This is a genomic window from Vibrio sp. 11-4(1) (genome assembly GCF_013048625.1).
GTDB lineage: Bacteria > Pseudomonadota > Gammaproteobacteria > Enterobacterales > Vibrionaceae > Vibrio > Vibrio diabolicus.
Window position 1 is genome coordinate 284361 of the sequence record NZ_VHSY01000006.1, and the last position, 25151, is coordinate 309511.

Consider the following 25151-nt stretch of genomic DNA (forward strand, 5'->3'; position numbering starts at 1 on the left):
TTTATGTCTAATATCACCTTGAAAGCCTCATGGTTATAGGTCGAGTCGTGAAAAATGTCGCAATGTTAATACAACCAATAAGCAATGGTGTGCTTATTAAAAACAACGCCTATAATCAAATTAATGCATAGGAAAATGCAAAAAGCCGAACAAGCTCTGAAAAAGTTCTAAGTCGATTGGCTTACGTTGCCAGAATCTATTTTACAAGAGGATCAGCAGGTCCCAAATGGAATAAGGCACGTTGACTACGAACCCTGAGCATGAGGCTAATTAAAAAGGGGGCTAGGGAATGAGTGACTCAACAACAATAGCACATGAAAAAGTGCAACCGACATCCAATCCGACTCCAGTGATTGAATGGTCTTACAAGATTGATACTCGCGAGTTCGAATGCGACCAGCAAGGAATGGCAAATGCTTTTGGGTTAAATACGCCTGTCACCTGTTTAGATGATTTGTTTGAGCATATGCTGATGGGGCAACAGGAAACACTAAGGCAACGAATTTTAGAAGTGGAGCTCCTAGGTGGGCAAGGTCGTTTTTCTTGTTGCATGATGCTTAATGAAGCTCGCCTAATACATGTCACAATTAGCTTTGAAAAGCTCAATGAGCGTATTGTTCAAGGCTCTATCATCCCGCAATTGACGATCACTGGCTGCGAAGAGTTAGCGAAAATTCTCGAAACGATTTTTGATTTACCGAATGTAGGGGTTTTAGTCGCGGACGAAGACACCCGAATCTTGGGTTGTAACCGCGCCTTTGAATTGCAAATGGGTTATCAAAACCGTGATTTGGTTGGACTTAAAACCTATATCTTTAGCACATCTCACCATAGTCAGGCGTTTTACGACCAACTTTGGCAACATATTGATGATGAAGGATACTGGAGCGGTAATTTATTGAGTAGAACTGCAAATGGTAGTAATCAGGCACATCATCTTTGTATCTATCGGCTAACATTTCATTCTGGACGGATTCTTTATCTCGGCTTCTCTACTGACATTTCGGCTTCCTTGTTGTGGATGAAAAATCGCTGTGAACAACAACATGATTGGTCAGCTTTTTTGCCTTCTAGAGAAGAGTTCGAACTGCAATTAGCTAATTTGGCGAACGAAAGTGGGAGTAAAGAACTCAATATCGTCATGACTCTCAGACCAAATTTTTCTGAAAAATGCTTACTTGAACAGCAACTAGGCTTCGCCGATTTTATTATGCGAAGCCGCTACACCAGTATCGCGGGTCAACTTTCTAGGGATGTGTTTGTTGTCTGTTTACAAACTCCTCACTGTCAATGGCTAAGTCCTTTACGTTTGATTCAAATTGCGATGAAAGGGTTCTTCACTGAGCTTAGGAATGAAATGGGAACAAAAATGCATACCACTATCGTCGAGGGACAAACGGGTGTGTCAATCCTCGGCTATGATACAAACAGGCCAAAGCAAGCGTTAGCGCATGCAGCCCAGGCGATGTTGTCCTCACTTTCTGGAGAAGGTGGCTATTTTAATTTTTATAATAGTGAACTTCATTCTGAGTTAGTCAAACGCCAGCATTTAGAGGCGTTTTTGGAAGCGCAAATCGACAGTGGGCTGGTGGATGTTCATTTTCAACCAATCATTGACAGCCGAACTGGTAAAGTCGTTAAGTTCGAGGCCTTAGCCCGCTTTTATCATGAAAGTGATGCCTATAGCACTCAAGAGATGATTACTGTTATTGAAGATTTAGAGTTGATTGCGGCTCTGGATGATGAGGTTTGTCAAGCCGCGCTCAAACACTTTCCGCGCTTGCAAGACATATATGGCGAGGAAATAGGGTTAACCATCAATCGCTCACTGAATACTAAATTGGATTCGCTCCAGGTTCTTCAGCGTTCGCATGACCTAATTAAAGCCAGTGGTGTTGATCCTAAACGAGTCACGATTGAGCTGACGGAAACAGCGTATTTTGAGCAAGACGAAGAGCATACGCAAGCGCTAGAGCAAGTGCGCAAAGAGGGCATTAAAATTGCGATTGATGACTTCGGTACAGGGTATTCTTCTTTTTCTTACCTAGAGAAAGGGCAGTTTGATTTACTGAAAATCGACCGAAAATTCGTTAAGAACATTCAGCATGGCAATACCAGTTATAATATTGTCAAAATGGTCACTGATCTTGCTCAGCAAATGAATGTAAAAGTGGTTGCCGAGGGCGTGGAGTCAGAACAGGAGCTTCAAACATTGGCTGAAATAGGTGTGGATTACATGCAAGGCTTTTTGTTCTCTCGTGCTCGGCCTGTCGATTTGATGGAGAAAGCGGAAAGTTACGAACATTTGTTTTCGGATGTTACTGTTAAACCAAAACAAGATGATGTATTGCAATCACTGAGCCATGAAGAGGTCAGGCACCTTGAGCCCGGGGAACCATTATCGTTGGCGGTGGAATATATGAATTTAAGTCCAAGTTCGCCGTTGGTTGTCATTAACGAAAAGCGCTGTGTTGGCTTAGTTACCAAAGAGCAAGTTAACTTACACCTAACGCCTTCCATGGGGACAGAATTAGAGACTGAGCGAGAAAATTGGATTTGGAAACGCCCGGTGAACCAGATAATGAGCACGGAGTTTGTGCTCGTCAATGCGCACTTATCTGTCGCTGCTATTCGAGAGCTAATCAAAACAGGCATTCGCTTCCCGTGGGTTTTATGTGATGAAAAAGAAGAATACAGAGGCGTGTTAACTCAAGAAGATGCGTTGAAGTATCTCGCTTCTTGTTGAATAAAAAGTCTCGCTGTTCTAGTACATTTGGGGATAGACTTTCGGTGGTTTGACGATAGGTGATTTGCTATTATCGCCACCCCAAAATGACTTTTGAGCGTGCATTTAACATGATTCAACAATTGCTGGTTACTTTTCCTCCGATGCTATTTGGCGCGCAAGCGCTACTGACTTTACTTCTCATCAAGGGCGATATTTGTCCGGGTCAGAGAGGCCGTCTTCATAAAATGTTGCCAGCAGTGGCGTTATTGTGGCTTGCGGTTGCTTCTCTTCGCATTGAAGCATTTATGATCGTGTTCGCTATTTTCTATTTCTACTCTCAGGTTCAAACCAAGAAAACGCGTGAAAAAGGCCCTCTTTGGGCGATGCATTTAGCGAATGGTTTGGCTTTTGCGTATGTAAGTATTCAAGCATTTGAACAGCCAAGCTGGCCTGCGTCTATTGCGATGGCAACAATGATATTTTTCCTTGGGGCGTCATTTTCTCAATTGCTTCTGACTATCGCTCGTAGCAGATTACAGGCATTTCACCGCATTTTGCCAGTTATGGGCATTGTGTCTGGAATGCTGCTGGTGATCGCAACGCTATTTGCTTCTTACCAGTTAAATGAAGCGACATTGAGCGCCGCAACACAACCAATTTTATTGTCTTTAGCCATGCTAATTTCTTCAATCATTGTTTGGTGTTGGCATATCTTCACACATAAAAAACCGGAAAAGGTTCAACTGAGCGTCGCCCTGTTGCTCGCGCTTGCGTCAATGACGAGCCTACAAGGTTTATTCTCTCTGGCGGCTTAATCGCGAGTCGAGAAACAGAGCAATACTGCTTGTACTCAAGTCCTTTCTAGGTTGCTTGAGTATAAGGCACTCACGTTTTGGATCGCGCTCACTTTAAATTCACGTGATTACGTCTACGCTTGTTTATATACCTTGTCGAAGAGGAGAGTCGCGATGGATTTAAGCAATGTAGGTAATTTGGACAGCATTATTTTGCTAGGTATCGTCAACGAAAAGCTACGTTTAGAGTGCGACAGTTTTGACGAGTTAGTATCGGTGTATGAAATGGATGTAGAGTCCGTTGTAGGCAAGCTTGATATGCTTGGTTATCAGTACGATCCATTGACCAACCAATTTAAAGCATATCAACGCTAAACCTTTCTTTATCCATATCCCTAAGCCATCTTGATTCCGTCAAGGTGGCTTTTACATTGTAGCCTTGCGGTTGCGAAAAAGGCTTGTAAGTAACGTTTATCTTTCTCTGAGTGACGCGTTGCAGCAAATAAGCGACGCCATAAGCCTTGGCCAAAAGGTTTACTGGTAATAAGGCCTTGGCGCGAAAATTCAGAAATCGCCCAATTTGGCAGTGCTGCAACCCCTAATCCTGCGGAGACCATTTGCACTAACATCAGAGTATTGTCGGCTTGCTTCCATTTGGCGGGCTCTACACCCGCTGGCTGCAAGAAGTGTTTTACGACGTCTAGCCTTTGTTTTTGAACCGGATAAGAGAGCATGGTTTGATCTGCGAGATCTTGCGGATTAATAACTTCTTTTTCCGCCAATGGGTGGTTGGTCGCGGTAATTAAGCGCATTTCAAAGTCGAATAAAGGTTCATAATGCACTTCAGAACGAGGTTGAATATCTGACGTGATAACGAGATCCAACTCGCCAGCTAACAGTGCAGGAAGTGGTTCAAAGCCAAAACCTGATGAAAAATCCAGTGTTACGCTAGGCCAGGCAAGTTGATATTCCCTAAGAGCAGGCATGAGCCATTGGAAACATGAGTGACATTCAATCGCCATATGCAACCGACCATTGACGTCTTCTTTCAAGCTTGCCAAATCATTTTCTGCTCTTGCGAGTTTGGGAAGAATATCTTCTGCAAGACGCAATAGGATTTCTCCCTCTGAAGTGAACTTCACCGGACGAGTTTTTCTAAGGAATAATTGTCCCCCAATCCGTGCCTCTAAATCTTTGATCTGGTGAGACAAGGCCGATTGAGTGAGATGCAACGCGGTCGCGGTCGCGGTTAGAGAGCCGGTGTCTCGAAGCGAAGTGAGTGTCCGCAAATGTTTTAGCTCTATCATGAATTCCTTTCATCCTTTGTTGCTCGCTATGAACAGAATAGCAATCGTATAAATAACTTAACGACAAAAAATGGATATGTAAACGTCTAGACGTCTATTTGTTGTGTTTATTTGCGAATCATGTCGCCTCATGATGAATTTTTTTAATAAACAAGTTGAATAAATGGACGTTGTTCAAACCGCAGATGAGAGCGATAGTTTAGCCATCCAGACATCTTTTATGACGAAAGATACTCTGACCCAAACAAATTGAACAAGATTGAAAAAGGAATAGGGACATGGCTACAACAACGCACGTACTAGGTTATCCCCGCATCGGTGAAAAACGAGAATTAAAATTCGCTCAGGAAAAATACTGGCGCGGAGAAATAGATCAAGCAGAGCTTAAAAAGGTTGGGGAAGATCTGCGCGCTAAAAACTGGCAAACACAAACAGATGCTGGCTTGAGTTTTACCACCGCTGGCGATTTCGCTTGGTACGATCATGTACTGACGACCACGTTGTTACTGGGTCACGTGCCAAAACGTCACGCAGACGGTTTCCCTGATTTGGATACGCTATTCAAAGTGGGTCGCGGTCAATCTCAAGCGGGTTGCGGCTGTGCGGGCGCTGCAGCATCGGATATGACTAAATGGTTCAACACAAACTACCACTACATCGTACCTGAATTTAGCAAGGACGATACATTTGAAGTGAGCTGGCCTCAACTGTTTGAAGAAGTCAACGAAGCAACCCAAGCTGGGCATAAAGTGAAGCCAGTTTTGCTTGGCCCAGTCAGTTATCTTTACTTAGGTAAAGAGGTAGAAGAAGGGTTCGATCGCCTGACGCTACTGCCACGATTGCTTACGGCTTACCAAGCTATTTTGGCAAAGCTCGCAAGTCAAGGTGTTGAGTGGGTTCAGATTGATGAGCCAATTTTGTCACTAGAGCTTGAAAGTCAGTGGGCTGATGCGTTCAAGCTAGCGTACCAAGTGATTCGAAGCGATGTAAAAGTGCTGCTAACGACGTACTTTGACTCTATAAGCGATACGCTAGACAAAATTGTAAAGCTACCAGTGGATGGTTTACATATCGATTTATCTGCCGCGCCTCAGCAGCTTGACGAAGTGGTTGCCAAACTACCGGAGGGGTGGGTGCTGTCTGCTGGCGTGGTCAACGGTCGTAACGTGTGGCGCTCGGATTTGAGTGCGCAACTTGAACGTCTACAGCCAGTAAAAGAAAAACTGGGCGACAACCTTTGGGTTGCGAGCTCATGCTCTTTGCTACATAGCCCGGTTGATCTGGAACTGGAAACAAAACTCAGTGAGGAAGTGAAAAGCTGGTTTGCGTTCGCAAAACAAAAAGTAACAGAAGTCGCCTTGCTTGGCCGAGCACTCGATGGTGATCAAGATGCGATTCTCGCTTGTGATACCTACAGCCAGCCAATCAAAGCACGTAAAACGGCAACGCATGTGAATAAGCCACAAGTTCAAGCACGTTTAAACAGTATTACTGCGTCACTTGCCGAGCGCAGCGCACCTTACGCGGAGCGTGCTGCGCATCAAGCTGAAGTATTGGGCTTGCCTCTGTTGCCAACCACGACAATCGGTTCTTTCCCTCAAACGGGTGAAATTCGTGTTCAGCGCAGCGCTTATCGCACTGGCCAGTTATCTGAGTCCGACTATATCCAAGCACTAAAAGGACATATTGCGGATGCCGTAAAACGCCAAGAAGCCCTTGACCTAGATGTGCTTGTGCATGGTGAAGCTGAGCGTAACGACATGGTAGAATACTTCGCGGAGAACTTGGCGGGCTTCCAAACGACGAAATTTGGTTGGGTACAGAGTTATGGCTCTCGCTGTGTGAAACCAGCCATTGTGGTTGCCGACATTGAGCGTGAAAAGCCGATTACGGTGGAATGGTCGACGTACGCACAATCTCTAACCAGAAAGCAGATGAAAGGTATGCTAACGGGCCCGGTAACGATTTTATGTTGGACGTTCCCGCGTGAAGACATTACTCGTCAAGAAATCGCCCAGCAACTGGCACTGGCACTGCGTGATGAGGTTTCTGATCTGCAAGATGCAGGCATCAATATCATTCAAATCGATGAGCCTGCGATTCGTGAAGGTCTGCCGTTGAAAAAGCGCGATCACAAAGCGTATTTAGAATGGGCGGTGGATGCATTTAAGATCTCGGCAGCGAGTGCAAAACCAGAGACTCAGATTCACACTCACATGTGTTACAGCGAGTTCAATGAAATCATCGATTCAGTCGCGGCGCTCGATGCGGATGTGATTACCATTGAAACGTCACGCTCAAATATGGAACTGCTTAAAGCGTTTGAAGAGTTCAATTACCCGAATGAAATCGGTCCAGGTGTTTATGACATTCACTCACCAAACATTCCGACGGAAGAGTGGATTGAAGGCTTAATCAAGAAAGCGGCAGAAAAGATTCCGGTACAACGTTTGTGGGTGAACCCAGACTGTGGTCTGAAAACACGTAACTGGGCAGAGACAGAAGCAGCATTGGCGAACCTCGTGTCAGCGGCGAAGAAACTTCGTGCTGAGCTGGCGTAAGGCACCTTTTTAGCAAATAAAAAACGGAGATTGTTGTCTCCGTTTTTCTATTCTTAGCCGTTCATTTTCGTCGTTATACTATCCCGCAATAGCGGATGAATTGCTCGTATCGAAAACAACGCACTCACTGTGACTATTTCATTTGAGTACAAGTTTGCGCGGAAACCAACTCATCTGCCATCAACTGACCGCGAGAGTTACGCACTTTAATACGGTACATTAAGCCCATATCAATTTGCTTACGAACTTCCGGGTTACTGCAATAGGTGTAGATACTGGTATTCAGTACTTGATTTAACGGCTTTGCACCGAGTGCGTCATCGTTATAAATCATCATCATTTCAACAACATTTTTGTTGGATGAGACACGCATTATCTGCAGTGGACCGTATTCCAAAGGGAGACCTGCGGACAAGACTCCCGCTCGGTTTGATGCCAATAGCTCAAGCTGGCGTTGATTATCATCGGTAGATGAACAGCCCGCTAACGCACCAAATGCCAAGAAAAGACACAGTAATTTTTTCATAAATTAAAACACTTTTTTGAACGGTTTCACGATTACATTATCGTAAACACCAGCCGCTACGTAAGGATCGGCTTCTGCCCACGCTTTAGCGTCTTCTAGAGAGGCGAACTCAGCGATGACAGTCGAGCCCGTAAATCCAGCTTCTCCTGGGTTGTCAGAGTCTATCGCAGGCATAGGGCCAGCAGTAAGAAGGCGACCTTCGTCTTGAAGCTTTTGTAAGCGCTCCAAGTGTTGCGGGCGAACGCTCATGCGTTTTTCCAGCGAGTTCTCGACGTCCTGAGAAAAGATGACATACCACATAGCATAGTTCCTTAATTGGTAGGGTAAAGTGTTAATTTAACGCCTTTTTTGTGTCTCTCACAAGTGAACAACAGAAAATGTGAGATCCTTTCTAACAGTTAGCGCTGTAGGTTGACTAATTCTGAACCGGGCGTGGTTTGCCTTCACTGTCAATGGCTACGTAGTTGAAAGTCGCATCACAAACCATGAAGCGCTCGCCGACACCGTGTGCTTTTACCGGCTTGACCCATACTTCCAGATCGACACTCATTGAGGTGCGACCAATCTTAGTGCATTCGCCATAGCAGCAAACGACATCGCCAACACCTACAGGCTTCTTGAAGGTAATGCTTGACACTGAAACGGTAACAACGCGACCAGAAGAGATCTCTTTGGCCAGAATCGCACCTGCTAGGTCGAGCTGAGACATAATCCAACCACCAAAAATATCGCCATTGGCATTAGTATCGGCAGGCATTGCAAGGGTACGAAGCAGCAGTTGACCTCTCGGAGAGCTAATTTCTTGACTCATTGTGACATCCTAAATCTTAAAGGCGCTCAAACTAAGCGCCAACATAGTAAATACCTAGAACCAAAGGTCCTTAAAAAAACCGCAGACACCGGACCAGAGAAAGTTGGTTTACAGCAGCAAGAATGGTCTGATTCCGGTATGCCGTTTGATCGGTTTAGTGATACATGGAGCAAAACAGCGACCCGAAGGTCGCTGCAAAGTGCGCGGATTATAGCAAAACTGAGTTTTTAATCATCAGTCGACACATCGGATGAGTTATTTTTTTGTTCTTTTGGCATGTGTTTGTAAATGTAGAAGCCAGTCGCAATCATGTAGGCAAATGTCGCAATCAACATTCCGAATACTTTGAAGTTGACCCAAACATCCAGTGGTAGCTCGTAAGCGATATAAATGTTCAGACCAGCAAAGAATGAGAAGAAGCCGACCCAAGCCCAGTTGATCTTCGCCCAAATAGCATCAGGTAGCGAAATTTCTTTGCCCAACATGCCTTTAATGGCCGATTTCCCCATTGCGTGACTCGCTGCTAAACCGATAGCTAGAATCACATAAATGATGGTGACTTTCCATTTTATGAAATTGTCGTCGTGGAAGAAAAGGGTCATGCTGCCAAATATCGTCACGATAACGAACGTAATTAGCTGCATTTTCTCGACTTTTTTATACAGAGCATAGGTGACGACAAGCTGAATTGCCGTTGCAACGATCAGCGCTCCTGTTGCTGCGTAGATGTCGTACATCTTGTACAAAGCGAAGAAGACGATGAGTGGGATAAAATCTAGGATTTGCTTCATGGTGGCAAAATCTACCTAATTAGTGAATTGAAGACAGTCTAACGGAATCTGACAAGATGTGAATACCGTCAAGGTTAGAGGTAAGAGAAGTAATCCCCTGACTGAATGATACAACAAGCAACATTTCGCAAAGATGAAGTAGTAAATCGAAGGCATAAAAATTGCCGCGATAGAGCGGCAATTGAGTTGATAGAATTTAAGATTTAAGCAACACGTTGATATTGAGAAATAAGCGTTTTGACATCTTCTAAATAGCCTTCACGTAACAGGTTATCAACGGTTGCTTCAAGCTCTTCGAGAGACATCGTAAAGCAAGTGGATTTGCCGGTCATTAGGCTCAGATACTGATGGTATTCTTCTTCTGTATAGTGGCCTAAGCGATCGAGTAGTAGTGCTTTGATTCCATGATGAATCAAGCCGTAGTATGTGTGTCGATGAAGTAACATGGCGATCTCCTTATCAAGCTCATCCGCTAACCATTTGCAGCTTGCTTGACCCTCTGGATAATTCGATTTACTTCAGTAATGCACATCTAGTGCCAGTTTTATCTTCGCAAATTAGAAAGTGTTGGAAGTAGCAAAACTCTCATGTTGCAACCAGCGCTTGATGACGGTTTGGAGCGCATTTAACGTGGTTGGCTTTTCAAGTCTGTCATCCATGAGTTTCGCAATGAGCTCCAGCTCTTTAGCTCCAGACTCTCCAGATAGTGCGATGATCGGAACGGAAGACGCAATTTGCTTAATTCGTTGGCTTGCGTCAAATCCATTCATCACTGGCATCTGTACATCCATAAGCACCAAATCAATCTTGTGCGACTGAAATAGCTCCACCGCAGAAGCGCCATTATTTGCTTGTAAGCTGTTGACTCCCAGCCTCTTTAAGTACATTTGAACCAAAGTACGCTGCACCTCTTTGTCATCAACAATGAGCACTGTTGGTGCATCGTTGGTTACTTGTACGTGTTGGGTTGTGCGAGGTTCAGAATGTGGTGCATTTACTTTCCAGCCATTGAAGTCCGGTGCTCTCAACGTCTCTGGCTTGGGGGCGTTTGGAACGACCGGGAAATACAAGTAGAACTCTGTAAATTCGCCCAATTCAGACTGGCACTCAATTCGTCCGCCAAAAGAGCGCATAACGCGTTGACAGTAGCCTAAGCCAAGGCCGCTGCCGCCACTTTTCTGGTACGAGAAAAATTCGTCAAATATCTTGTGTAAAATACTGCTATCAATGCCAGGACCACTATCTCGGAAGATCAGAACGTTTTCATAGGCCCCTGTTTGAGTACGAATCTCAATTTGACTATCGGGATAAGAATCAAAATAGTAGATAGCATTGCGAATTAAATTGAAAATGACAAAGTTAAACAGAGTCTCGTTTAATTTCACGACAAAATCGTGCTCTTGGGGCAGGTTGATTCTTTCGATTATTTGATCGTTTTCAAAGCCATAACGGCTGACCGCTTGATCGACGGCCTTATGTATTGAAGTAATGTCTAAATGCTCATGCTCAGGTGAGCTGTCGCTGACTTCTCGCAAAATGATGTCGATCAATTGGCGACCGCGTTGAATCGCTGCTTCTCCTTTATCAATCTCTCTCTTTAACGTATCAAGTGAAGCGTTTGATTCAATATGCTGTTTTAAGGTTTCAAGTTGTAATTGCACTTGAGCGAGAGGGTTACGCATTTCATGGGCAATTGAATTCGCCAACGCATGACTCTGTCTTATACGCCGATCTGCTTCTATTGAGCTTTGTATACGGGTCAATAAGGTCTGTAGTGCTGAGATTTCTTCATTACAGAACATTTGATTGTTAAGTTTGTGAGGCGAGACTAAAAAGTGGCTAACGGATTTGCAATGACCAAATAATGGCATAACAAGAGCGGTATCATTAGAACTCATTCTATCGTAGAGCACTTTTATAGAGTTTTTGACCGATATTTTGTGTTCTAATTCCTGTGATAGTTCATCCAAAATTAATACTGTTCTGTTCGATGACAGATATCTCTCGTAAAACGCCTCGTTATAGTTACTTGTGACCAAGCGTAATTTGTCATCTGGGATTTGTAGTAGTGTACCAAGGCGACGCATTGCATCGTCGATAGATATTTTAAAATCCTTTTCTAATTCCAATATTTTTTGTACAGGCGTTTTTTTGGTACCATAAATTAAAAGTGCTGTACAATAACCTACTTTTTCATATAATACTCTCCAAGTCATCCCTATTAAAGCACATATAGGTATTGCAACTAACCACTGTACATTATCAGAGAGTGGAATAAATATTATCCCAAGAGGAATAGTCAGAAGCATACAGGCGAAAAGAGCGCTTAATATCAAATAGGCAAGGTATTTTATACTGTAAAATCGTGATGTTAACAATGCATAGCCAACAAATAACATTTCGCTCACTGATAATGCCGGAGGAAGCCAAGTTAACGAGAAATCCTTTAGGAAGTAAGTAATGCCTATTTGTATGACGACTGTGGATAACATGTACACTAATATCCCAGCGATCATGTAACTTGTTTTTGCTAGAGTTAGACGATTGCTATATTTACGCATGGTAATAAGATTACCTAAACAAAGAATCATCAAACAAAACATAGTGAAAAAAAAGTATGGCGTTTGGTTTCCAAACTCAATTATGAATTGGCTAGTGTTGATTATGCTAATGTTCTCTACGGTTAGTCCAGGCGTTATGTTCACTGATATGGAATAAAAAACAACAATGGTTATGAGCCACCTTTGCCATAGGTATATATTGCTTTTCCTCTGCTCGGCAGACAGTTGGCATGAAAAGTAATAGGCGAAACAGAAGGCTAATGAAGAGGTAATGTTGGCTACTCGTGCCATAACGATACCGAAATCAGCCCCTAGTTTTGGGAGAAAGTTGGTATGAAAATAAGCATTACTGATAATCCACCCAATAATGCAGGCAGAATAAGCAATGTACGAGAAATGGTAGGTGCCTAATATCTTTTCTTCTTTGTTTGTCAACTGGATGCAATAATAAATCAACCAAATAAATACCAGTAAAACTATTAAAAGGAGTGCGGTTGCTTTTGGGTACAATATTAGAATTGTTGGTAATTTGGAAATTTGCATCTCTTTTTATCCTTTTACCTTCTTAACTAATCTAATATAATCAAAAAAAGATATTTTATTAAACTCGTCTTTCAATATGTTTATATTCCATAAACCACGATAAGTTAAAATATGATCATTATTTAAATCACAAAATCCTAAATTGTAGTATCCTTCCTCTTTGATGTTAGAGTAAAAATCGAGGATAAATGGTTGGTCTATAACTGTAAAACTAATTTTATATCCAAGTTCATGCAATAATTGAGTGAGTTTTTTTTGAGTAAGATATATATAATAAAGTTTCTGCCGTGTATTTCCAGTGACTGCTAATCTAAGGATTTCACAAACCTTATGCTTATTTATTAGTGCTGTTTTCACTATGTTGTCAAACTCTTCGATAGACTGAATCTTTGAAGAGCTGGTTGATTCTATAATTCCCAAGCGTTTTAGGTTCGAAAAGGCTGAGTTAGGGAAGCAATAGTTCCACTTTGAATTGCTAAATTGTGGTGTATAGCTTAGCCAAGAGTCCCGAGTCTCCCAATCCTGAATGAGCATCGAAGAAACAAGCACTTTGGTTTTTTCAAAGCCTGATCGTTTGAGTAAAAGAAAGTGTTTTCCAGTTTGCGACATGGATAGGAGAGGTAGCATCTCAAACCATTTATTACCTTTGATAAAAAGTTCAAGGTTAGTTAACGCCACAGCATCGCTGATAGTCATAATGTGCGGATGGTTTGGTGTGCACACCATAAGCTGGGATTCTTCGATCTTATCAATTACCACTCCGTAGTATACTTCGTCTTTGAGCGGAAGTTCTAGTTGGTTTTTTGATTGATCGTTTAACAGAGATTTTTGCTTGATCGCAGCAATCTCACATTTACACCAGAAAACCATCCAATGCGGGTAACAATCTGCGGCAATTTGTTCAATTAAGAGCGCCTCTTCGGAGAAAGGCGTTGGATACTGCTGTACTAAATCTCGATAATCCATTAATTCAAACAGTACGGACAGACTCTTAGATGCGTATTTAGGAAAGAGGGACTTAAGAAGCTTTATTCTATACAAAGCAACTTGTTGAAAAAGAGAAGACCTTTCTTGCGGTGTAAGAGTAAGAAGGACCGTGTCAACCAGCGCCTGTTGTTTTGACTCGATCGGCAAATCTGTACTGGCGAGGGGCTCCAAAGACAGCTTAAGACTCATGATATAACCTAGTTCTGACGTTTTTTATATTTTGTAATGGTTTATATCATTTTGATAAATTTATGCTATTGGTTTCTATTTATATAGTTACGTAATGCAAGAAAAGACAAAAAAACCGCTCATAGTGAGCGGTTTTTAGTTCATTCGAGAAAGGACTAAGCTTCTTGCTTTTTAAGCTCAGCTTCTGCCGCTTCCTCTTCAATTAGCGCATCAACGATAACTGCACATGCTGCATCACCTGTGATGTTTAGTGCTGTACGAATCATATCGAAAATACGGTCAAGAGCGAATAGCAGTGGTAAACCTTCGATTGGAATGCCAGCGGCAAGAAGCACGGCAACCACTAGGAAAGAAGGACCAGGAACACCCGCTTGACCAACCGCACCCAATGTAGACGTTACGATAATTGCAATGTAAGCGCCCATACCTAAATCGATATTGAACAGTTGAGCAAAGAAGATAGCAACCAAGCCATAGTAAATCGCATTACCTGACATGTTGATCGTTGCGCCTAGAGGCAGAACAAATGACGCGGTTGAATTTTTTACGCCCAGTTCTTTTTCACAGGTGTCCATTGTGACAGGCAGTGTTGCCATAGAAGAGGCCGTTGAAAGCGCAACAGCTTGTGGTTTTTTCATTGAAGACAGGAACTTCTTCGCTGATGTCTTGGTGAAAATATGCACCATTGCTGGGTAAACAACGAAACCGAAGATTAGGATTGCGGCAACGTAAACAACGAACAGTTTGAATACCACCATTAGTGCGCCAAAACCGAATGTACCGACTGCTTCTGCCATCAGGCCGAACACACCGATAGGGGCAATGATCATCACTTTGTTGATCATCCAAACCATTGCGTCAACGATGCAGTTAACACCATTAATGATTGGCTCACGACGCTCTTTTGCTTGCTTAGAAATTGCAATACCAAAGAACATACAGAAAACGAGGATCTGTAGGATGTTTGCTTCATTTAGTGATTGGAAAACGTTGGTTGGGATCATACCAGTGATGGTTGCCCAGAAAGTAGGTAGTTCACCTTTTGAAGCGTATTCTGCTGAGAACATGCCTTCAACGCCAGAGACGTCGATCCCCATGCCTGGTTGGAATACTTCACCCATAAATAGTGCAAGCGCAACGGCTAGGGCGGATGTTAAACCGAAATAACCTAGAGTGACGATGCCAACTTTGCCTGCTGACTGGCTGTTCCCAAGACCAGCTGCGCCAGAAATCAAGGCTACAGCGACCAAAGGAATAACCAACATTTTGATTAAGTTGATAAAGATAGCACCTAAAGGAGCGAACACTGTCGCATCATGACCCATCATGGCACCAACGGCTGTGCCCACGATCATGGCGATTACGACTTGTACGCCAATGTTGTTTAGCAAACTCTTTTCTTTTAACACTTCCATAACCTCTGTGCTAATAAAATGTAAAATCCTAAAATTACCCACTAACCATGAATGGTTTTATAGATAATTATCTCGCCTTGCTTTTTACACTTATCGTTTACAATTGGCAATATGCAGCAAGGTATTATTGATGGATTAATCGATATTTTATTGACGAACGATAAAGTTTTGTTCAATAGCAAACGTTTGCTATTGATTTTTGTTATGCCTATTAGCTGTGTAATTGTTTTTGTTTATTTCTTTTTCTTGTTTGTTTTTTGTTAACTGAGATGAATTTTGTGTTTGCGAGCGTAGTCTGCGTCTTGCGTGACTTAGATTGATATTTATAACAATTAATTTCTTTCAAGCTCACATTTTTACCAATTAGCTTTGTGAAATGTTAACTGTTTTACATTCTTAGTTTTGATTGCATTGTAAACATAATGTTAATCAGAAATGGGAGAGACATATATAAAGTACCAACATTTTAGTGTCGAGGAGTGCTCTCTCTGTTAATGCTCCCGAGCCGATAAAACGAAAATCAACAAGTAAGAGGTGAAGCGATTATGATGAATCTTGCTGCTGCATTACAAAGAAATGCTGCGAGTAAACCAGATAAGACGGCGTTGATATGTGGTGATGTCGAGATAACTTATGCGCAGTTTGATGCGATTACCGGAAAGATCGCGGCATCTTTAATCAACAAAGGGGTCGTTCCGGGCGATCGTATTGCGCTCTCATGCCCAAACATTCCTTTTTTCGCGTTTGTTTATTATGCGATACAAAAAGCTGGCGCGGTTGCTGTCCCATTAAATGTGCTTTTGAAAGCGCGAGAAATTAAGTATCACTTAGAAGATTCAAAAGCGAAGTTTTACTTCTGTTTTGAAGGGACAGCAGAACTGCCAATGGCAAAAGAGGGGGTTAAAGCGTTTGAGCAGGCCGAGATATGTGAAAATATGGTCGTGATGACTCAATCTCAAGTTGAAAACGAATGGAATGGTGTGCCAACTCTCAATGCGTTTATAGCGGATGCAGAACCATTGTCAGATTATGTACCGCGTAATGCGGATGATACTTGTGTTATTTTGTATACATCAGGGACGACGGGCTTACCAAAAGGAGCTGAACTGACGCAGCAGAACATCATAATGAATGCTCTGGTGGCACAAAACATTATGGGTAGCCAGGCCGATGATATTCACTTAGTAACTTTGCCTTTATTTCATACCTTTGGTCAAACCGTCCACTTAAATGCTAGTGTTTTGGGCGGGGCAACCTTGGTGTTAGTACCTAGGTTTGAGCCTAAACATGTTCTTGAGCTGATAGCAAAACACAAAGTGACGTTGTTTGCTGGAGTGCCAACGATGTATATTGGCTTGCTTCATGTCCAGCACCAATTTGATACATCCTCACTACGTGTTACTATCAGCGGTGGAGCCCCGTTGCCAACCGAAATCTTTAGATCCTTTGAGGAACAATTTAATGTCCCAATTCTTGAAGGATACGGGTTATCAGAAACAAGTCCTATTGCATGTTTTAATCATTTAGATCAGGAACGTATACCAGGATCGGTAGGTCAACCGATTCAAGGCGTTGAAGTAAAAGTTGTCGACATTGAAGGCAATGCACTACCGATCGGTGAAGAAGGTGAGATTGTTGTGCGTGGGCATAATGTTATGAAAGGATACCTTGACCGCCCGGAAGTCACTGAATCCGCGCTACAAAATGGTTGGTTCCATACTGGTGATGTTGGCCGTTTTGACAGTTCAGGTAATCTATTTATCGTCGATAGAATGAAAGATCTGATCATTCGAGGTGGATTTAACGTTTACCCTAGAGAAATTGAAGAAGTGTTTATGACTCACCCTGCCATCTCAATGGTAGCGGTGATAGGGATTCCAAATGAAGAGTATGGAGAAGAGATAAAGGCTTACGTTGTGCTTAAACCGGGAGAGTACATTGATGCGGAAACATTACAAAAGTGGGGCAAAGAGCAGTTAGCCTCTTTTAAATATCCTCGTTATGTTGAAATTCGTGAGCATCTCCCGATGAGTGCAACAGGAAAGATTTTAAAGCGTGAATTGAAATCTGAATTGAATGTGGCTTAGTCAATTCAATGAACTTCGGGTCACAGCGCCACTTGTCTGGAGCGAGTGGTGTTGTGCACGTTACTCAAGAATAGAAGATGGCAATCTCTCGCTAGCGTGTACACATGAACTATCTGTTTACTCTATTGTTCGAGTTGTTTTATGTGCGCTTCTAAGCGTTTTGGATTGGTAATGGTCACCGAACCATATTTCAGTTCTAGCATCCCAATACTCTCTAAGTTTTTTAGTACTTTATGAACACTTTGACGCGTTAGCCCCATCATGTTGGCGATATGCTCTCTAGTCACTCTCACGACACACGGCTGAGTATTGACAGCTTGGTTGTGTTGGTATTCAGCAAGCAACAGCAACCTTCTTGCAATCCGCTCTTCGATTCCTCTAATCGCATCATCTTCGATAACAGAAATGGCAGACCATAAGCGGCGGCTAAGTAAGTCGAGAATCGTAGGGTAACTTTGAGGATATTTGACGAGTAATTGGCGAAACTTATCACCAGGTAGTTCCAGTAAGGTCACGCCCGAATGCGCGGTTGCGCCAAAAATACGGGGCATGCCGGGAGAAAAAACATTGTCTCCAAACCAGCCTCCTGCCTCGAAAATCATTAATGTGACTTCTTTGCCTTTTGAACTCATCGAATTAATTCGTACGGCACCCTGTGCTACGACCATAAGAGAAGATTGAGGTTCCCCTTTATTGCAAATCAGTGCTTTTTCGTCGAAACAGCGAACTTTAGCTATTTGTGCTGCTTCACTAAGTCCTTTCTCGGGCAGCCCTGATAATACAGGACATTTGGCTAATAACGCTTTGACTTCTTCCATGTGCAACCTTACAGCATCCCGCTCTAGTTATTATTTGTGCTGGTTAAGTGGCAAAGTTTATCACTCTTTGATTGCTCTGCTTTAGATTGGTTTGGAAAGTGCGGGCGTTGAATAAAAAATGATATGGTATAAACGCCATACAAGAAAATGCCCGCTAAACAGAATGTTAAGCGGGCGCTATACGTTACATCAAATGGAAATTATTTCTGAGTGGCAGCTTTCATCGCTGACACAAAATCACCAAGTTTATCGAGCATAATTTGTGGCTGCTCGACATTCGCTTCAATGATTTTCACCACAGCTGAGCCGGAGATGGCCCCTGCTGCGCCAGACTCTATTGCTTGTTTCACCTGTGCTGGTTCAGAAATACCGAAGCCAAGCAGCGCTGGTGGTGCATCGAACTGGTTTAATCTATCTAACATGTGACCAACTGGCATATTTGCTTTTGTCTCTGCGCCTGTCACGCCAGAACGAGAAAGCAAGTAAGTGTAGCCACCACCCAGTTCTGATACTTGCTTCAGTGTTTCGTCACTTGCCGTTGGCGGTGCGATGAAGATTGGGTGAATACCAAACTTCTCTGCTGCTGCAACAAACTCTGCACTTTCATTGGTTGGTACGTCTGCAATCAAAACAGAATCGATGCCTGCTTTTGCACAGCGCTCGTAGAAGTTTTCGACACCGCGTGAGTAAACTAGGTTCGCGTACATCAGAAGGCCAATAGGCAGATCTGGGTATTTAGCACGAATCTTACCAATTTGTTCAAAGCAGATATCTGGTGTAGCGCCTGAATCTAGCGCACGAATGTTAGCGCCTTGGATGGTTGGGCCATCTGCAAGCGGATCTGAAAATGGAATACCAAGTTCAAGGGCGTCTGCGCCAGACTCAACGAGGGTTTCCATGATCTTGTAAGATTGTTCTGCGTTTGGATCGCAAACCGTTACGAACGGTACAAATGCGCCTTGGTTTTTTTCGTTTAGACGCGCAAACATCTTCTCATAACGGCTCATTAAATCACTCCTTTTTCTTCTAGGATGGCGTGTACGGTGAAGATGTCTTTGTCACCACGACCAGATAGGTTTACGACCAATAGTTGTTCTTTCTCAGGATTCTCACGAGCCATGCGCAATGCATGAGCCAGTGCGTGAGAAGATTCTAGAGCAGGGATGATACCTTCGTGACGCGCAATTTCTTGGAACGCTTCTAGTGCTTCATCGTCTGTCACGTTGTCGTATTCAGCACGGCCAATTGCGTTTAGATGGGCGTGTTGTGGACCAACTGAAGGGAAATCAAGACCAGCAGACACCGAGTAAGACTCTTCTACTTGACCGTTTGGATCTTGCATCAACGGTGCTTTCATGCCGAAGAAGATGCCTGTTTTACCATGCTTAAGTGGTGCACCGTGTTGGTCAGTATCGATACCTTTACCTGCTGGCTCAACACCAATGAGGCGAACGCTTTCTTCTTCGATGAAGTCAGCAAACATACCAATCGCGTTTGAACCGCCGCCCACACACGCGATAACTGCATCAGGAAGACGACCTTCACGTGCCAAAATCTGATTCTTAGTTTCTTCACCGATCATTCGTTGGAAATCACGCACGATGGTTGGGAATGGGTGAGGACCAGCCGCTGTACCTAGTAGGTAGTGCGCGTCTTCATAAGTTGCAGACCAGTCGCGTAGCGCTTCGTTACATGCGTCTTTAAGTGTTGCTGAACCTGAGTGAACCGGAATGACTTCTGCACCCATGAGTTTCATACGGAATACGTTCGGGCTTTGGCGTTCAACGTCTTTTGCACCCATGTAAACGCGACACTTAAGACCAAGCAGTGCACATGCTAGTGCAGTTGCAACACCGTGTTGGCCAGCACCTGTTTCTGCGATGATTTCGTTTTTACCCATGCGTTTCGCAAGCAGAGCTTGACCTAACACTTGGTTGGTCTTGTGCGCGCCACCGTGAAGCAGATCTTCACGTTTTAGGTACAGTTTGGTTTTCGTACCTTTGGTTAGGTTACGAGTTAGAGTCAAAGCCGTTGGACGGCCCGCATACTCTTGAAGAAGCGTCATGAATTCGCTGCGGAATTCTGGATCTTCTTGCGCGTCGATAAACGCTTGCTCTAGTTGCTCCAGTGCTGGAACTAGAATTTGCGGAACGTACTGACCGCCGTATTCGCCAAAGTAGGCATTCAGTTTTGCCATCGTTATATTCCTTCTCGTATTTTTCGCTACGAATAGCTTTAAATTTTTTAGCTGAAATACAGCTTTAGTAGTTGCGAATGGCGGTGAATGCCGCGAGCAACTTCTGTGAATCTTTTTTGCCTGGTGCACTTTCTACACCAGAGTTTAAATCTAATCCCAAGCAACCTAGTGTCGCTGCTTGTTGAGCATTTTCTGGCGACAGTCCGCCTGCTAGCATAATTTGACTTGGGTCACCGATCAGTGACCAGTCGAACACTTGACCAGTTCCGCCAGTTTGGGTGCCAACTTGAGCATCTAATAGATGGCGGTCAATGTGGTCTGCAAGTAGTTCTGGCTTCGCATCAGTCACGCCGTAAGCTTTCCAAATTTCTACTGTTGTTGGCAGTTCGGCTTTTAGCTGGTTAACGTAAGCTTGGTCTTCTTGGCCGTGCAACTGCACCGCTTTTAAACCCAAAGAGGTCACCATGGATGCAACAAAATCGATATCGTGGTTTTGGAACACGCCTACGTAGTTCAGTGGGGCACCGCTCATGGTTAAGCGAGCGCCTTCAAGGTCAACTGCACGCTTCGACTTCTCGACAAAAATCAGGCCACCAAATACCGCACCAGCTTGATATGCTTTTGCTGCGTCATCTGGATGCGTTAAGCCACAGACTTTGTTTTCACCCAACGTGACTTTGCGTACTGTAAGCTCTAGGTTGTCTTCCGCCATCAGCGAACTACCAATCAAGAAGCCGTCTGCGTATTCCGCTAAATCACGAACTTGTTGATGCGTATAAATGCCAGACTCTGAAATTACCGTCGCGTTTGGTGCCAGTTCGCGAATGGTCGGTGCCAATTCTTTAGTACGATTCAAATCGGTACTTAGGTCGCGCAAGTTACGGTTATTGATGCCGATAACGCGTGCTCCTAGATTAACGGCACGATGAAGCTCGTCTTCGTTGCTGACTTCGGTCAGAATGCCCATATTCAGGCTGTGAGCTGCTTCTTCTAGCGCTTTGTACTCTTCGTCATTCAGGACTGAAAGCATCAGAAGTACGGCATCAGCACTGTAATGACGTGCTAGGTAAACTTGGTAGGTATCTACCATGAAGTCTTTACACAGAACGGGCTGTTTGACTTGCCCACGCACTTGAGGAAGAAAGTCAAAGTTACCTTGGAAGTACTTCTCGTCTGTTAGGACTGAAATTGCATCAGCATGGTTGTTGTAAACCGATGCAATGTAATCCAAGTCGAAGTGATCACGAATCAAACCTTTGGAAGGAGACGCCTTCTTACATTCGGTGATGAATGCCGTCTTTTCGCCACTCAGTGCATCGTAGAAGCTGCGGTCCGATGGCAGCAAATCAGACTGAAAGGTGCTTAGCGGTTGAGACACCTTACGGTCTGCTACCCACTGATATTTGTCGCGGACAATTTTTGCCAGTACTTCTGCCATTTCTGCTTCTTTCTTAGAAACGTGTTCAGACAGGTTGTCAGCTTGCTGAGTGTTGAAGTCAGTCATCTTCTTCAATTCCTTAAGCGTGTGCGGCAAGTTGTTGTACCAATTGGTACGCCTTGCCTGAATTCATTGCCTCAATCGCTTGTTGCGTGTTGGCTTTTAAATCTTCGTGGCCGAATAGACGCATTAGCAGAGCAACGTTCACCGCCACTGCACCCAATTGTGCGTCTGTACCTTTACCCGTCAGGATATTGGTAATAATCGCTTTGTTTTCTTCAGGATCACCGCCTTTGATCGCTTCTAGCGGGTGTGCATCTAAACCGAAGTCTGCAGGCGTTAGTTTGTATTCTGTGATCTTACCGTCTTTGATTTCGGCAACGGTTGTTTCACCGTGAATCGCCACTTCATCCAAGCCACTGCCGTGTACTACAGCGGCGCGCTTCATACCCATTTGTAGCATGGTTTCTGCGATAGGACGAACCAGTTTTTCACTATAAACGCCCATCAATTCGATGTTAGGACGAGCAGGGTTAATCAGTGGGCCAAGAATGTTAAAGATGGTGCGTGTTTTCATGGTTTGACGCACTGGCATCGCATGACGCACACCACCGTGGTATTGAGGTGCAAATAGGAAAGCAACACCGATATCGTCGACCGCTTTGCGTGTATCTTCTGCGCTCATAGCTAGGTTGATACCAAATGAATCAAGAAGGTCAGAAGACCCCGATTTGCTTGAAACGCTGCGGTTGCCGTGTTTTGCTACTTTTAGACCACATGCTGCAGCAACAAACGCCGCAGTGGTTGAGATATTGATGGTGTTGTGGCCGTCACCGCCGGTACCTACGATATCTGCGAAATCGTAATCTGGGCGAGGAAATGGGTTTGCGTTTGCCAGCAGTGCTTTTGCCGCACCCGCAATTTCATCCGGTGTCTCGCCTTTGATTTTTAGTGCAGTCAGTGCTGACGCCATTAAAATTGGGTCTAGTTCTCCACGGATAATGATGTCGAATAGCTGTTGGCTCTCTTCCTGAGTAAGCGATTCTTGCTCGTACAGTTTGGTAATAATAGGGTTGATGATTGCTTCCATATTTCCTCTCCTAAATTTCTTATGTGCCAAGTGCTTTTTAAGCAGTGAGTGGGTTCGCTGAAGTTTGTTCTTCAAGTGCCCATTCAATGGCATTGGCCAACAGTGTCGCTCCGTAGGTCGTCATAATAGATTCCGGGTGGAACTGGAACCCGCAAACTTTATCTTCTTCATGTACAACAGACATCACCAAGTCATCCACTTCTGCCGTGATGGTTAGACTCTCAGGAATCTTGGTCGCAACCAGCGAGTGGTAGCGTGCAATCGCAAGTGGTGATGGTAGGTTTTGGTAAATCGCATGGTTTTGGTGCTCCATCATAGAGACCTTACCGTGAATGATTTCACCCGCGCCAGCGACGGTGCCGCCGTACGCTTCAACAATCGCTTGGTGACCAAGACAAATACCGATCATCGGAACTTTGCCTTTCATGCGTAGGATAAGTTCTGGCATTGAGCCTGCCTCTGACGGTGCACCAGGGCCTGGCGATAGCAGAACCACTGGGTTTTCAAGCTCGTTTACCGCTTGTTCGATGGTTTCTGCTGGGATGTTGTTTCGGTAAATCTTGACTGAGTGACCTAGCGAGCGGAATTGATCCACAAGGTTGTAGGTGAACGAGTCAAAGTTATCGATGAATACGATGTTCGCCATGTCTGCTACTCCTTGTTCGTAGGTTGAGAATGCGCTGCTTGAATAGCAGAGATTACCGCTTGTGCTTTACCGCGCGTTTCGTCTGCTTCCGCTTGTGGGTCAGAGTCGAACACAACGCCTGCGCCTGCTTGAACTTGAGCAATGCCGTTCTCAACGTAAGCTGAGCGAATTACGATACATGTGTCGAGTGTACCTTCGCCGGTAAGGTAACCCACAGCACCGCCGTAGCTACCGCGTCGTGCGCCTTCTACATCGCGAATCAACTGCATTGCACGAATCTTTGGTGCGCCAGTGAGCGTGCCCATGTTCATACAAGCTTGGTATGCGTGCAGGGCGTCTAGGTCTTCACGCAGTTGACCAACCACACGAGATACTAAGTGCATTACGTGGCTGTAGCGGTCGACTTTTAGTAGGTCTGCTACGTGGCGAGTGCCAGCTTGAGCAATACGAGCGACGTCGTTACGTGCTAAGTCAACCAACATCATGTGTTCTGCGTTTTCTTTCATGTCGGTGCGCAGTTCAAGTTCGATGCGGCTATCTAGGTCGAAATCGATCTCTCCATTCGGGCGTTTACCACGGCGACGTGTGCCTGCAATTGGGTAGATTTCAATTTGGTTGGTGTCGGTTTCGTACTTAAGCGCGCTTTCTGGTGATGCGCCAAACAAAGTGAACAGCTCATCTTGCATGTAGAACATGTAAGGGCTTGGGTTACTTTGTTTCAGTTCTTTGTAAGCAGCGAGTGGAGAGGGGCAAGGTAGAGTGAATCGGCGAGATGGTACGACTTGGAATACATCGCCTTTCACTACGAACTCTTTTAAGTCGCGAACGATTTGGCAGAAGTCATCATCAGATACGCTAGGTTCTACCGTTACGTCGGCGATTTTCTCTGCACTTGGAAGTAACTTTGGCGCCGCACATTGAGCACTGATTTCTGCGATGCGAGTCTCTAGCGCTAGTTTTTCTGAACCGTCAACAAACAATGTAGCTTGAAGCTGGCAAGACTCCGTTTGATGGTCGACAACAAGCAATGTTTCCGCTACATAGAAAACGTAATCTGGGCACTGGTTTGTTGCTTCTGCATTACCAAGCGGCTCGAAGTTTGCGACTAAGTCGTAGGCAAACAGACCGCCAAGGAAAATAGCGTGTTTGTCTTGCTGTGAAATATCGAAGCTATGTTGCACTAAACGTAGCGCATCAAAAGAAGAAGCTTCACGTAGGCGAGAATCTTCATCTAACGTGTCGCATGGCTGATCAAATTCTAAAGTTAGCGTTTCGCCATCGAACTTACTCTCAACGTTACCACGGATGTTCTGGTTTAGGTGAGAAAGTAGTTTTTTACCGTTGTTGGTTAACGCCTGCATGTTTACAGTGTGGCCGTAACAAACGATGCGCACCGCTGAATCGACGATTAAAAGTGATTTTAGATTCTGTTTCGAATCAATTTCAGCGGATTCGAGCAGTAAGCTATCTCTTTTGTTCTCACAAATGGTATGGAACAAACGTGTTGGGTCTTGAGTGTAAGGAACCGAAGTCTTTAATACTTCTAGGCATCCAAGTTTCTTGATTTCTATGGCCTTATTCACAAGACCTCCTTGTAGCTGTCTAAATCTTCCTGCCGTACATAGTCGCATAAAGCAAACGTTCTCCCAATCTAGAGTTAGC

At 44.1% G+C, this 25151-nt stretch carries 21 protein-coding genes; 5 read left to right on the plus strand and 16 right to left on the minus strand.

What is annotated here, in order from left to right; translation table 11 throughout:
* The first annotated feature begins 289 nt into the window (after window positions 1-289).
* The 3 genes from FKN16_RS14295 to FKN16_RS14305 all read left to right on the plus strand — a co-directional run bounded on the left by FKN16_RS14295 (window position 290) and on the right by FKN16_RS14305 (window position 3897).
* Window positions 290-2746 carry an EAL domain-containing protein gene (locus FKN16_RS14295; RefSeq protein WP_170902977.1) on the plus strand — a complete coding sequence of 819 codons (2457 nt, stop codon included), beginning with the start codon at window positions 290-292 and terminating at the stop codon, window positions 2744-2746.
* Window positions 2747-2832: 86 nt separating this feature from the next.
* Complete coding sequence (locus FKN16_RS14300) at window positions 2833-3543, plus strand: hypothetical protein (protein ID WP_170902978.1); 711 nt, start codon at window positions 2833-2835, stop codon at window positions 3541-3543.
* A 153-nt stretch (window positions 3544-3696) separates the two neighbouring features.
* Window positions 3697-3897 carry a DUF4250 domain-containing protein gene (locus tag FKN16_RS14305; RefSeq protein ID WP_005392843.1) on the plus strand — a complete coding sequence of 67 codons (201 nt, stop codon included), beginning with the start codon at window positions 3697-3699 and terminating at the stop codon, window positions 3895-3897.
* 20 nt (window positions 3898-3917) lie between these two features.
* Here the strand turns inward: FKN16_RS14305 and metR are convergent, their stop codons facing one another.
* Complete coding sequence (metR, locus tag FKN16_RS14310; RefSeq protein ID WP_170902979.1) at window positions 3918-4829, minus strand: HTH-type transcriptional regulator MetR; 912 nt, start codon at window positions 4827-4829, stop codon at window positions 3918-3920.
* 278 nt (window positions 4830-5107) lie between these two features.
* Here metR and metE point away from each other — a divergent pair, with 278 nt between their 5' ends.
* Window positions 5108-7390 (plus strand): 5-methyltetrahydropteroyltriglutamate--homocysteine S-methyltransferase, encoded by a 2283-nt coding sequence (metE, locus tag FKN16_RS14315; RefSeq protein ID WP_170902980.1) that lies wholly within the window; start codon window positions 5108-5110, stop codon window positions 7388-7390.
* 133 nt (window positions 7391-7523) lie between these two features.
* Here metE and gspS2 read toward each other — a convergent pair whose 3' ends face one another.
* The 8 genes from gspS2 to FKN16_RS14355 all read right to left on the minus strand — a co-directional run bounded on the left by gspS2 (window position 7524) and on the right by FKN16_RS14355 (window position 15213).
* Window positions 7524-7916 carry a GspS/AspS pilotin family protein gene (gene gspS2, locus FKN16_RS14320; RefSeq protein WP_170902981.1) on the minus strand — a complete coding sequence of 131 codons (393 nt, stop codon included), beginning with the start codon at window positions 7914-7916 and terminating at the stop codon, window positions 7524-7526.
* Between the two features lie 3 nt (window positions 7917-7919).
* Complete coding sequence (locus FKN16_RS14325; RefSeq protein ID WP_005392847.1) at window positions 7920-8216, minus strand: YciI family protein; 297 nt, start codon at window positions 8214-8216, stop codon at window positions 7920-7922.
* Between the two features lie 115 nt (window positions 8217-8331).
* On the minus strand, window positions 8332-8727 hold the full coding sequence (gene yciA, locus FKN16_RS14330) for an acyl-CoA thioester hydrolase YciA (RefSeq protein ID WP_005392848.1): 396 nt from the start codon (window positions 8725-8727) through the stop codon (window positions 8332-8334).
* A gap of 227 nt (window positions 8728-8954) precedes the next feature.
* Window positions 8955-9518 (minus strand): septation protein A, encoded by a 564-nt coding sequence (locus FKN16_RS14335; protein ID WP_005392849.1) that lies wholly within the window; start codon window positions 9516-9518, stop codon window positions 8955-8957.
* A 203-nt stretch (window positions 9519-9721) separates the two neighbouring features.
* Window positions 9722-9964, minus strand: a complete 243-nt coding sequence (locus FKN16_RS14340) for a hypothetical protein (RefSeq protein WP_005392851.1) — start codon at window positions 9962-9964, stop codon at window positions 9722-9724.
* A 111-nt stretch (window positions 9965-10075) separates the two neighbouring features.
* Window positions 10076-12622, minus strand: coding sequence for a response regulator (locus tag FKN16_RS14345; protein WP_170902982.1), 2547 nt, complete (start codon window positions 12620-12622; stop codon window positions 10076-10078).
* 6 nt (window positions 12623-12628) lie between these two features.
* Window positions 12629-13798: an acyl-homoserine-lactone synthase gene (locus tag FKN16_RS14350; protein WP_170902983.1), complete on the minus strand. Its 1170-nt coding sequence runs from the start codon at window positions 13796-13798 to the stop codon at window positions 12629-12631.
* Window positions 13799-13953: 155 nt separating this feature from the next.
* Window positions 13954-15213 (minus strand): dicarboxylate/amino acid:cation symporter, encoded by a 1260-nt coding sequence (locus tag FKN16_RS14355; protein WP_012841620.1) that lies wholly within the window; start codon window positions 15211-15213, stop codon window positions 13954-13956.
* A gap of 545 nt (window positions 15214-15758) precedes the next feature.
* Between FKN16_RS14355 and FKN16_RS14360 the strand changes: the two genes are divergently transcribed.
* On the plus strand, window positions 15759-17300 hold the full coding sequence (locus tag FKN16_RS14360; RefSeq protein ID WP_170902984.1) for a long-chain fatty acid--CoA ligase: 1542 nt from the start codon (window positions 15759-15761) through the stop codon (window positions 17298-17300).
* 122 nt (window positions 17301-17422) lie between these two features.
* Here FKN16_RS14360 and FKN16_RS14365 read toward each other — a convergent pair whose 3' ends face one another.
* The 7 genes from FKN16_RS14365 to FKN16_RS14395 form a co-directional block, all read right to left on the minus strand.
* Window positions 17423-18118, minus strand: a complete 696-nt coding sequence (locus tag FKN16_RS14365) for a Crp/Fnr family transcriptional regulator (protein WP_170902985.1) — start codon at window positions 18116-18118, stop codon at window positions 17423-17425.
* Window positions 18119-18318: 200 nt separating this feature from the next.
* Complete coding sequence (gene trpA, locus FKN16_RS14370; RefSeq protein ID WP_170902986.1) at window positions 18319-19125, minus strand: tryptophan synthase subunit alpha; 807 nt, start codon at window positions 19123-19125, stop codon at window positions 18319-18321.
* Window positions 19125-20315 carry a tryptophan synthase subunit beta gene (gene trpB, locus FKN16_RS14375; RefSeq protein WP_170902987.1) on the minus strand — a complete coding sequence of 397 codons (1191 nt, stop codon included), beginning with the start codon at window positions 20313-20315 and terminating at the stop codon, window positions 19125-19127. The genes trpA and trpB overlap by 1 nt, the downstream gene beginning before the upstream one ends.
* A gap of 64 nt (window positions 20316-20379) precedes the next feature.
* The gene (gene trpCF / locus FKN16_RS14380; RefSeq protein ID WP_170902988.1) at window positions 20380-21819 is read right to left on the minus strand and encodes a bifunctional indole-3-glycerol-phosphate synthase TrpC/phosphoribosylanthranilate isomerase TrpF; all 1440 of its coding nucleotides are present in this window, start codon (window positions 21817-21819) and stop codon (window positions 20380-20382) included.
* Between the two features lie 13 nt (window positions 21820-21832).
* Complete coding sequence (gene trpD / locus FKN16_RS14385) at window positions 21833-22843, minus strand: anthranilate phosphoribosyltransferase (RefSeq protein ID WP_152811983.1); 1011 nt, start codon at window positions 22841-22843, stop codon at window positions 21833-21835.
* A 37-nt stretch (window positions 22844-22880) separates the two neighbouring features.
* A complete protein-coding gene (locus FKN16_RS14390) occupies window positions 22881-23489 on the minus strand; it encodes an aminodeoxychorismate/anthranilate synthase component II (protein WP_046874475.1) in 609 nt (202 codons plus the stop codon).
* 5 nt (window positions 23490-23494) lie between these two features.
* Entirely contained in the window at window positions 23495-25072 is a 1578-nt protein-coding gene (locus tag FKN16_RS14395; RefSeq protein ID WP_170902989.1) for an anthranilate synthase component 1, read from the minus strand.
* Between the last annotated feature and the right edge of the window lie 79 nt (window positions 25073-25151).

Excerpts from the sequence above, each read along its gene's own strand:
- FKN16_RS14295 (WP_170902977.1), top strand. The coding sequence starts at position 290 with ATGAGTGACTCAACAACAATAGCACATGAAAAAGTGCAACCGACATCC.
- FKN16_RS14300 (WP_170902978.1), top strand. The coding sequence starts at position 2,833 with ATGACTTTTGAGCGTGCATTTAACATGATTCAACAATTGCTGGTTACT.
- FKN16_RS14305 (WP_005392843.1), top strand. The coding sequence starts at position 3,697 with ATGGATTTAAGCAATGTAGGTAATTTGGACAGCATTATTTTGCTAGGT.
- metR (WP_170902979.1), bottom strand. The coding sequence starts at position 4,829 with ATGATAGAGCTAAAACATTTGCGGACACTCACTTCGCTTCGAGACACC.
- metE (WP_170902980.1), top strand. The coding sequence starts at position 5,108 with ATGGCTACAACAACGCACGTACTAGGTTATCCCCGCATCGGTGAAAAA.
- gspS2 (WP_170902981.1), bottom strand. The coding sequence starts at position 7,916 with ATGAAAAAATTACTGTGTCTTTTCTTGGCATTTGGTGCGTTAGCGGGC.
- FKN16_RS14325 (WP_005392847.1), bottom strand. The coding sequence starts at position 8,216 with ATGTGGTATGTCATCTTTTCTCAGGACGTCGAGAACTCGCTGGAAAAA.
- yciA (WP_005392848.1), bottom strand. The coding sequence starts at position 8,727 with ATGAGTCAAGAAATTAGCTCTCCGAGAGGTCAACTGCTGCTTCGTACC.
- FKN16_RS14335 (WP_005392849.1), bottom strand. The coding sequence starts at position 9,518 with ATGAAGCAAATCCTAGATTTTATCCCACTCATCGTCTTCTTCGCTTTG.
- FKN16_RS14340 (WP_005392851.1), bottom strand. The coding sequence starts at position 9,964 with ATGTTACTTCATCGACACACATACTACGGCTTGATTCATCATGGAATC.
- FKN16_RS14345 (WP_170902982.1), bottom strand. The coding sequence starts at position 12,622 with ATGCAAATTTCCAAATTACCAACAATTCTAATATTGTACCCAAAAGCA.
- FKN16_RS14350 (WP_170902983.1), bottom strand. The coding sequence starts at position 13,798 with ATGAGTCTTAAGCTGTCTTTGGAGCCCCTCGCCAGTACAGATTTGCCG.
- FKN16_RS14355 (WP_012841620.1), bottom strand. The coding sequence starts at position 15,213 with ATGGAAGTGTTAAAAGAAAAGAGTTTGCTAAACAACATTGGCGTACAA.
- FKN16_RS14360 (WP_170902984.1), top strand. The coding sequence starts at position 15,759 with ATGATGAATCTTGCTGCTGCATTACAAAGAAATGCTGCGAGTAAACCA.
- FKN16_RS14365 (WP_170902985.1), bottom strand. The coding sequence starts at position 18,118 with ATGGAAGAAGTCAAAGCGTTATTAGCCAAATGTCCTGTATTATCAGGG.
- trpA (WP_170902986.1), bottom strand. The coding sequence starts at position 19,125 with ATGAGCCGTTATGAGAAGATGTTTGCGCGTCTAAACGAAAAAAACCAA.
- trpB (WP_170902987.1), bottom strand. The coding sequence starts at position 20,315 with ATGGCAAAACTGAATGCCTACTTTGGCGAATACGGCGGTCAGTACGTT.
- trpCF (WP_170902988.1), bottom strand. The coding sequence starts at position 21,819 with ATGACTGACTTCAACACTCAGCAAGCTGACAACCTGTCTGAACACGTT.
- trpD (WP_152811983.1), bottom strand. The coding sequence starts at position 22,843 with ATGGAAGCAATCATCAACCCTATTATTACCAAACTGTACGAGCAAGAA.
- FKN16_RS14390 (WP_046874475.1), bottom strand. The coding sequence starts at position 23,489 with ATGGCGAACATCGTATTCATCGATAACTTTGACTCGTTCACCTACAAC.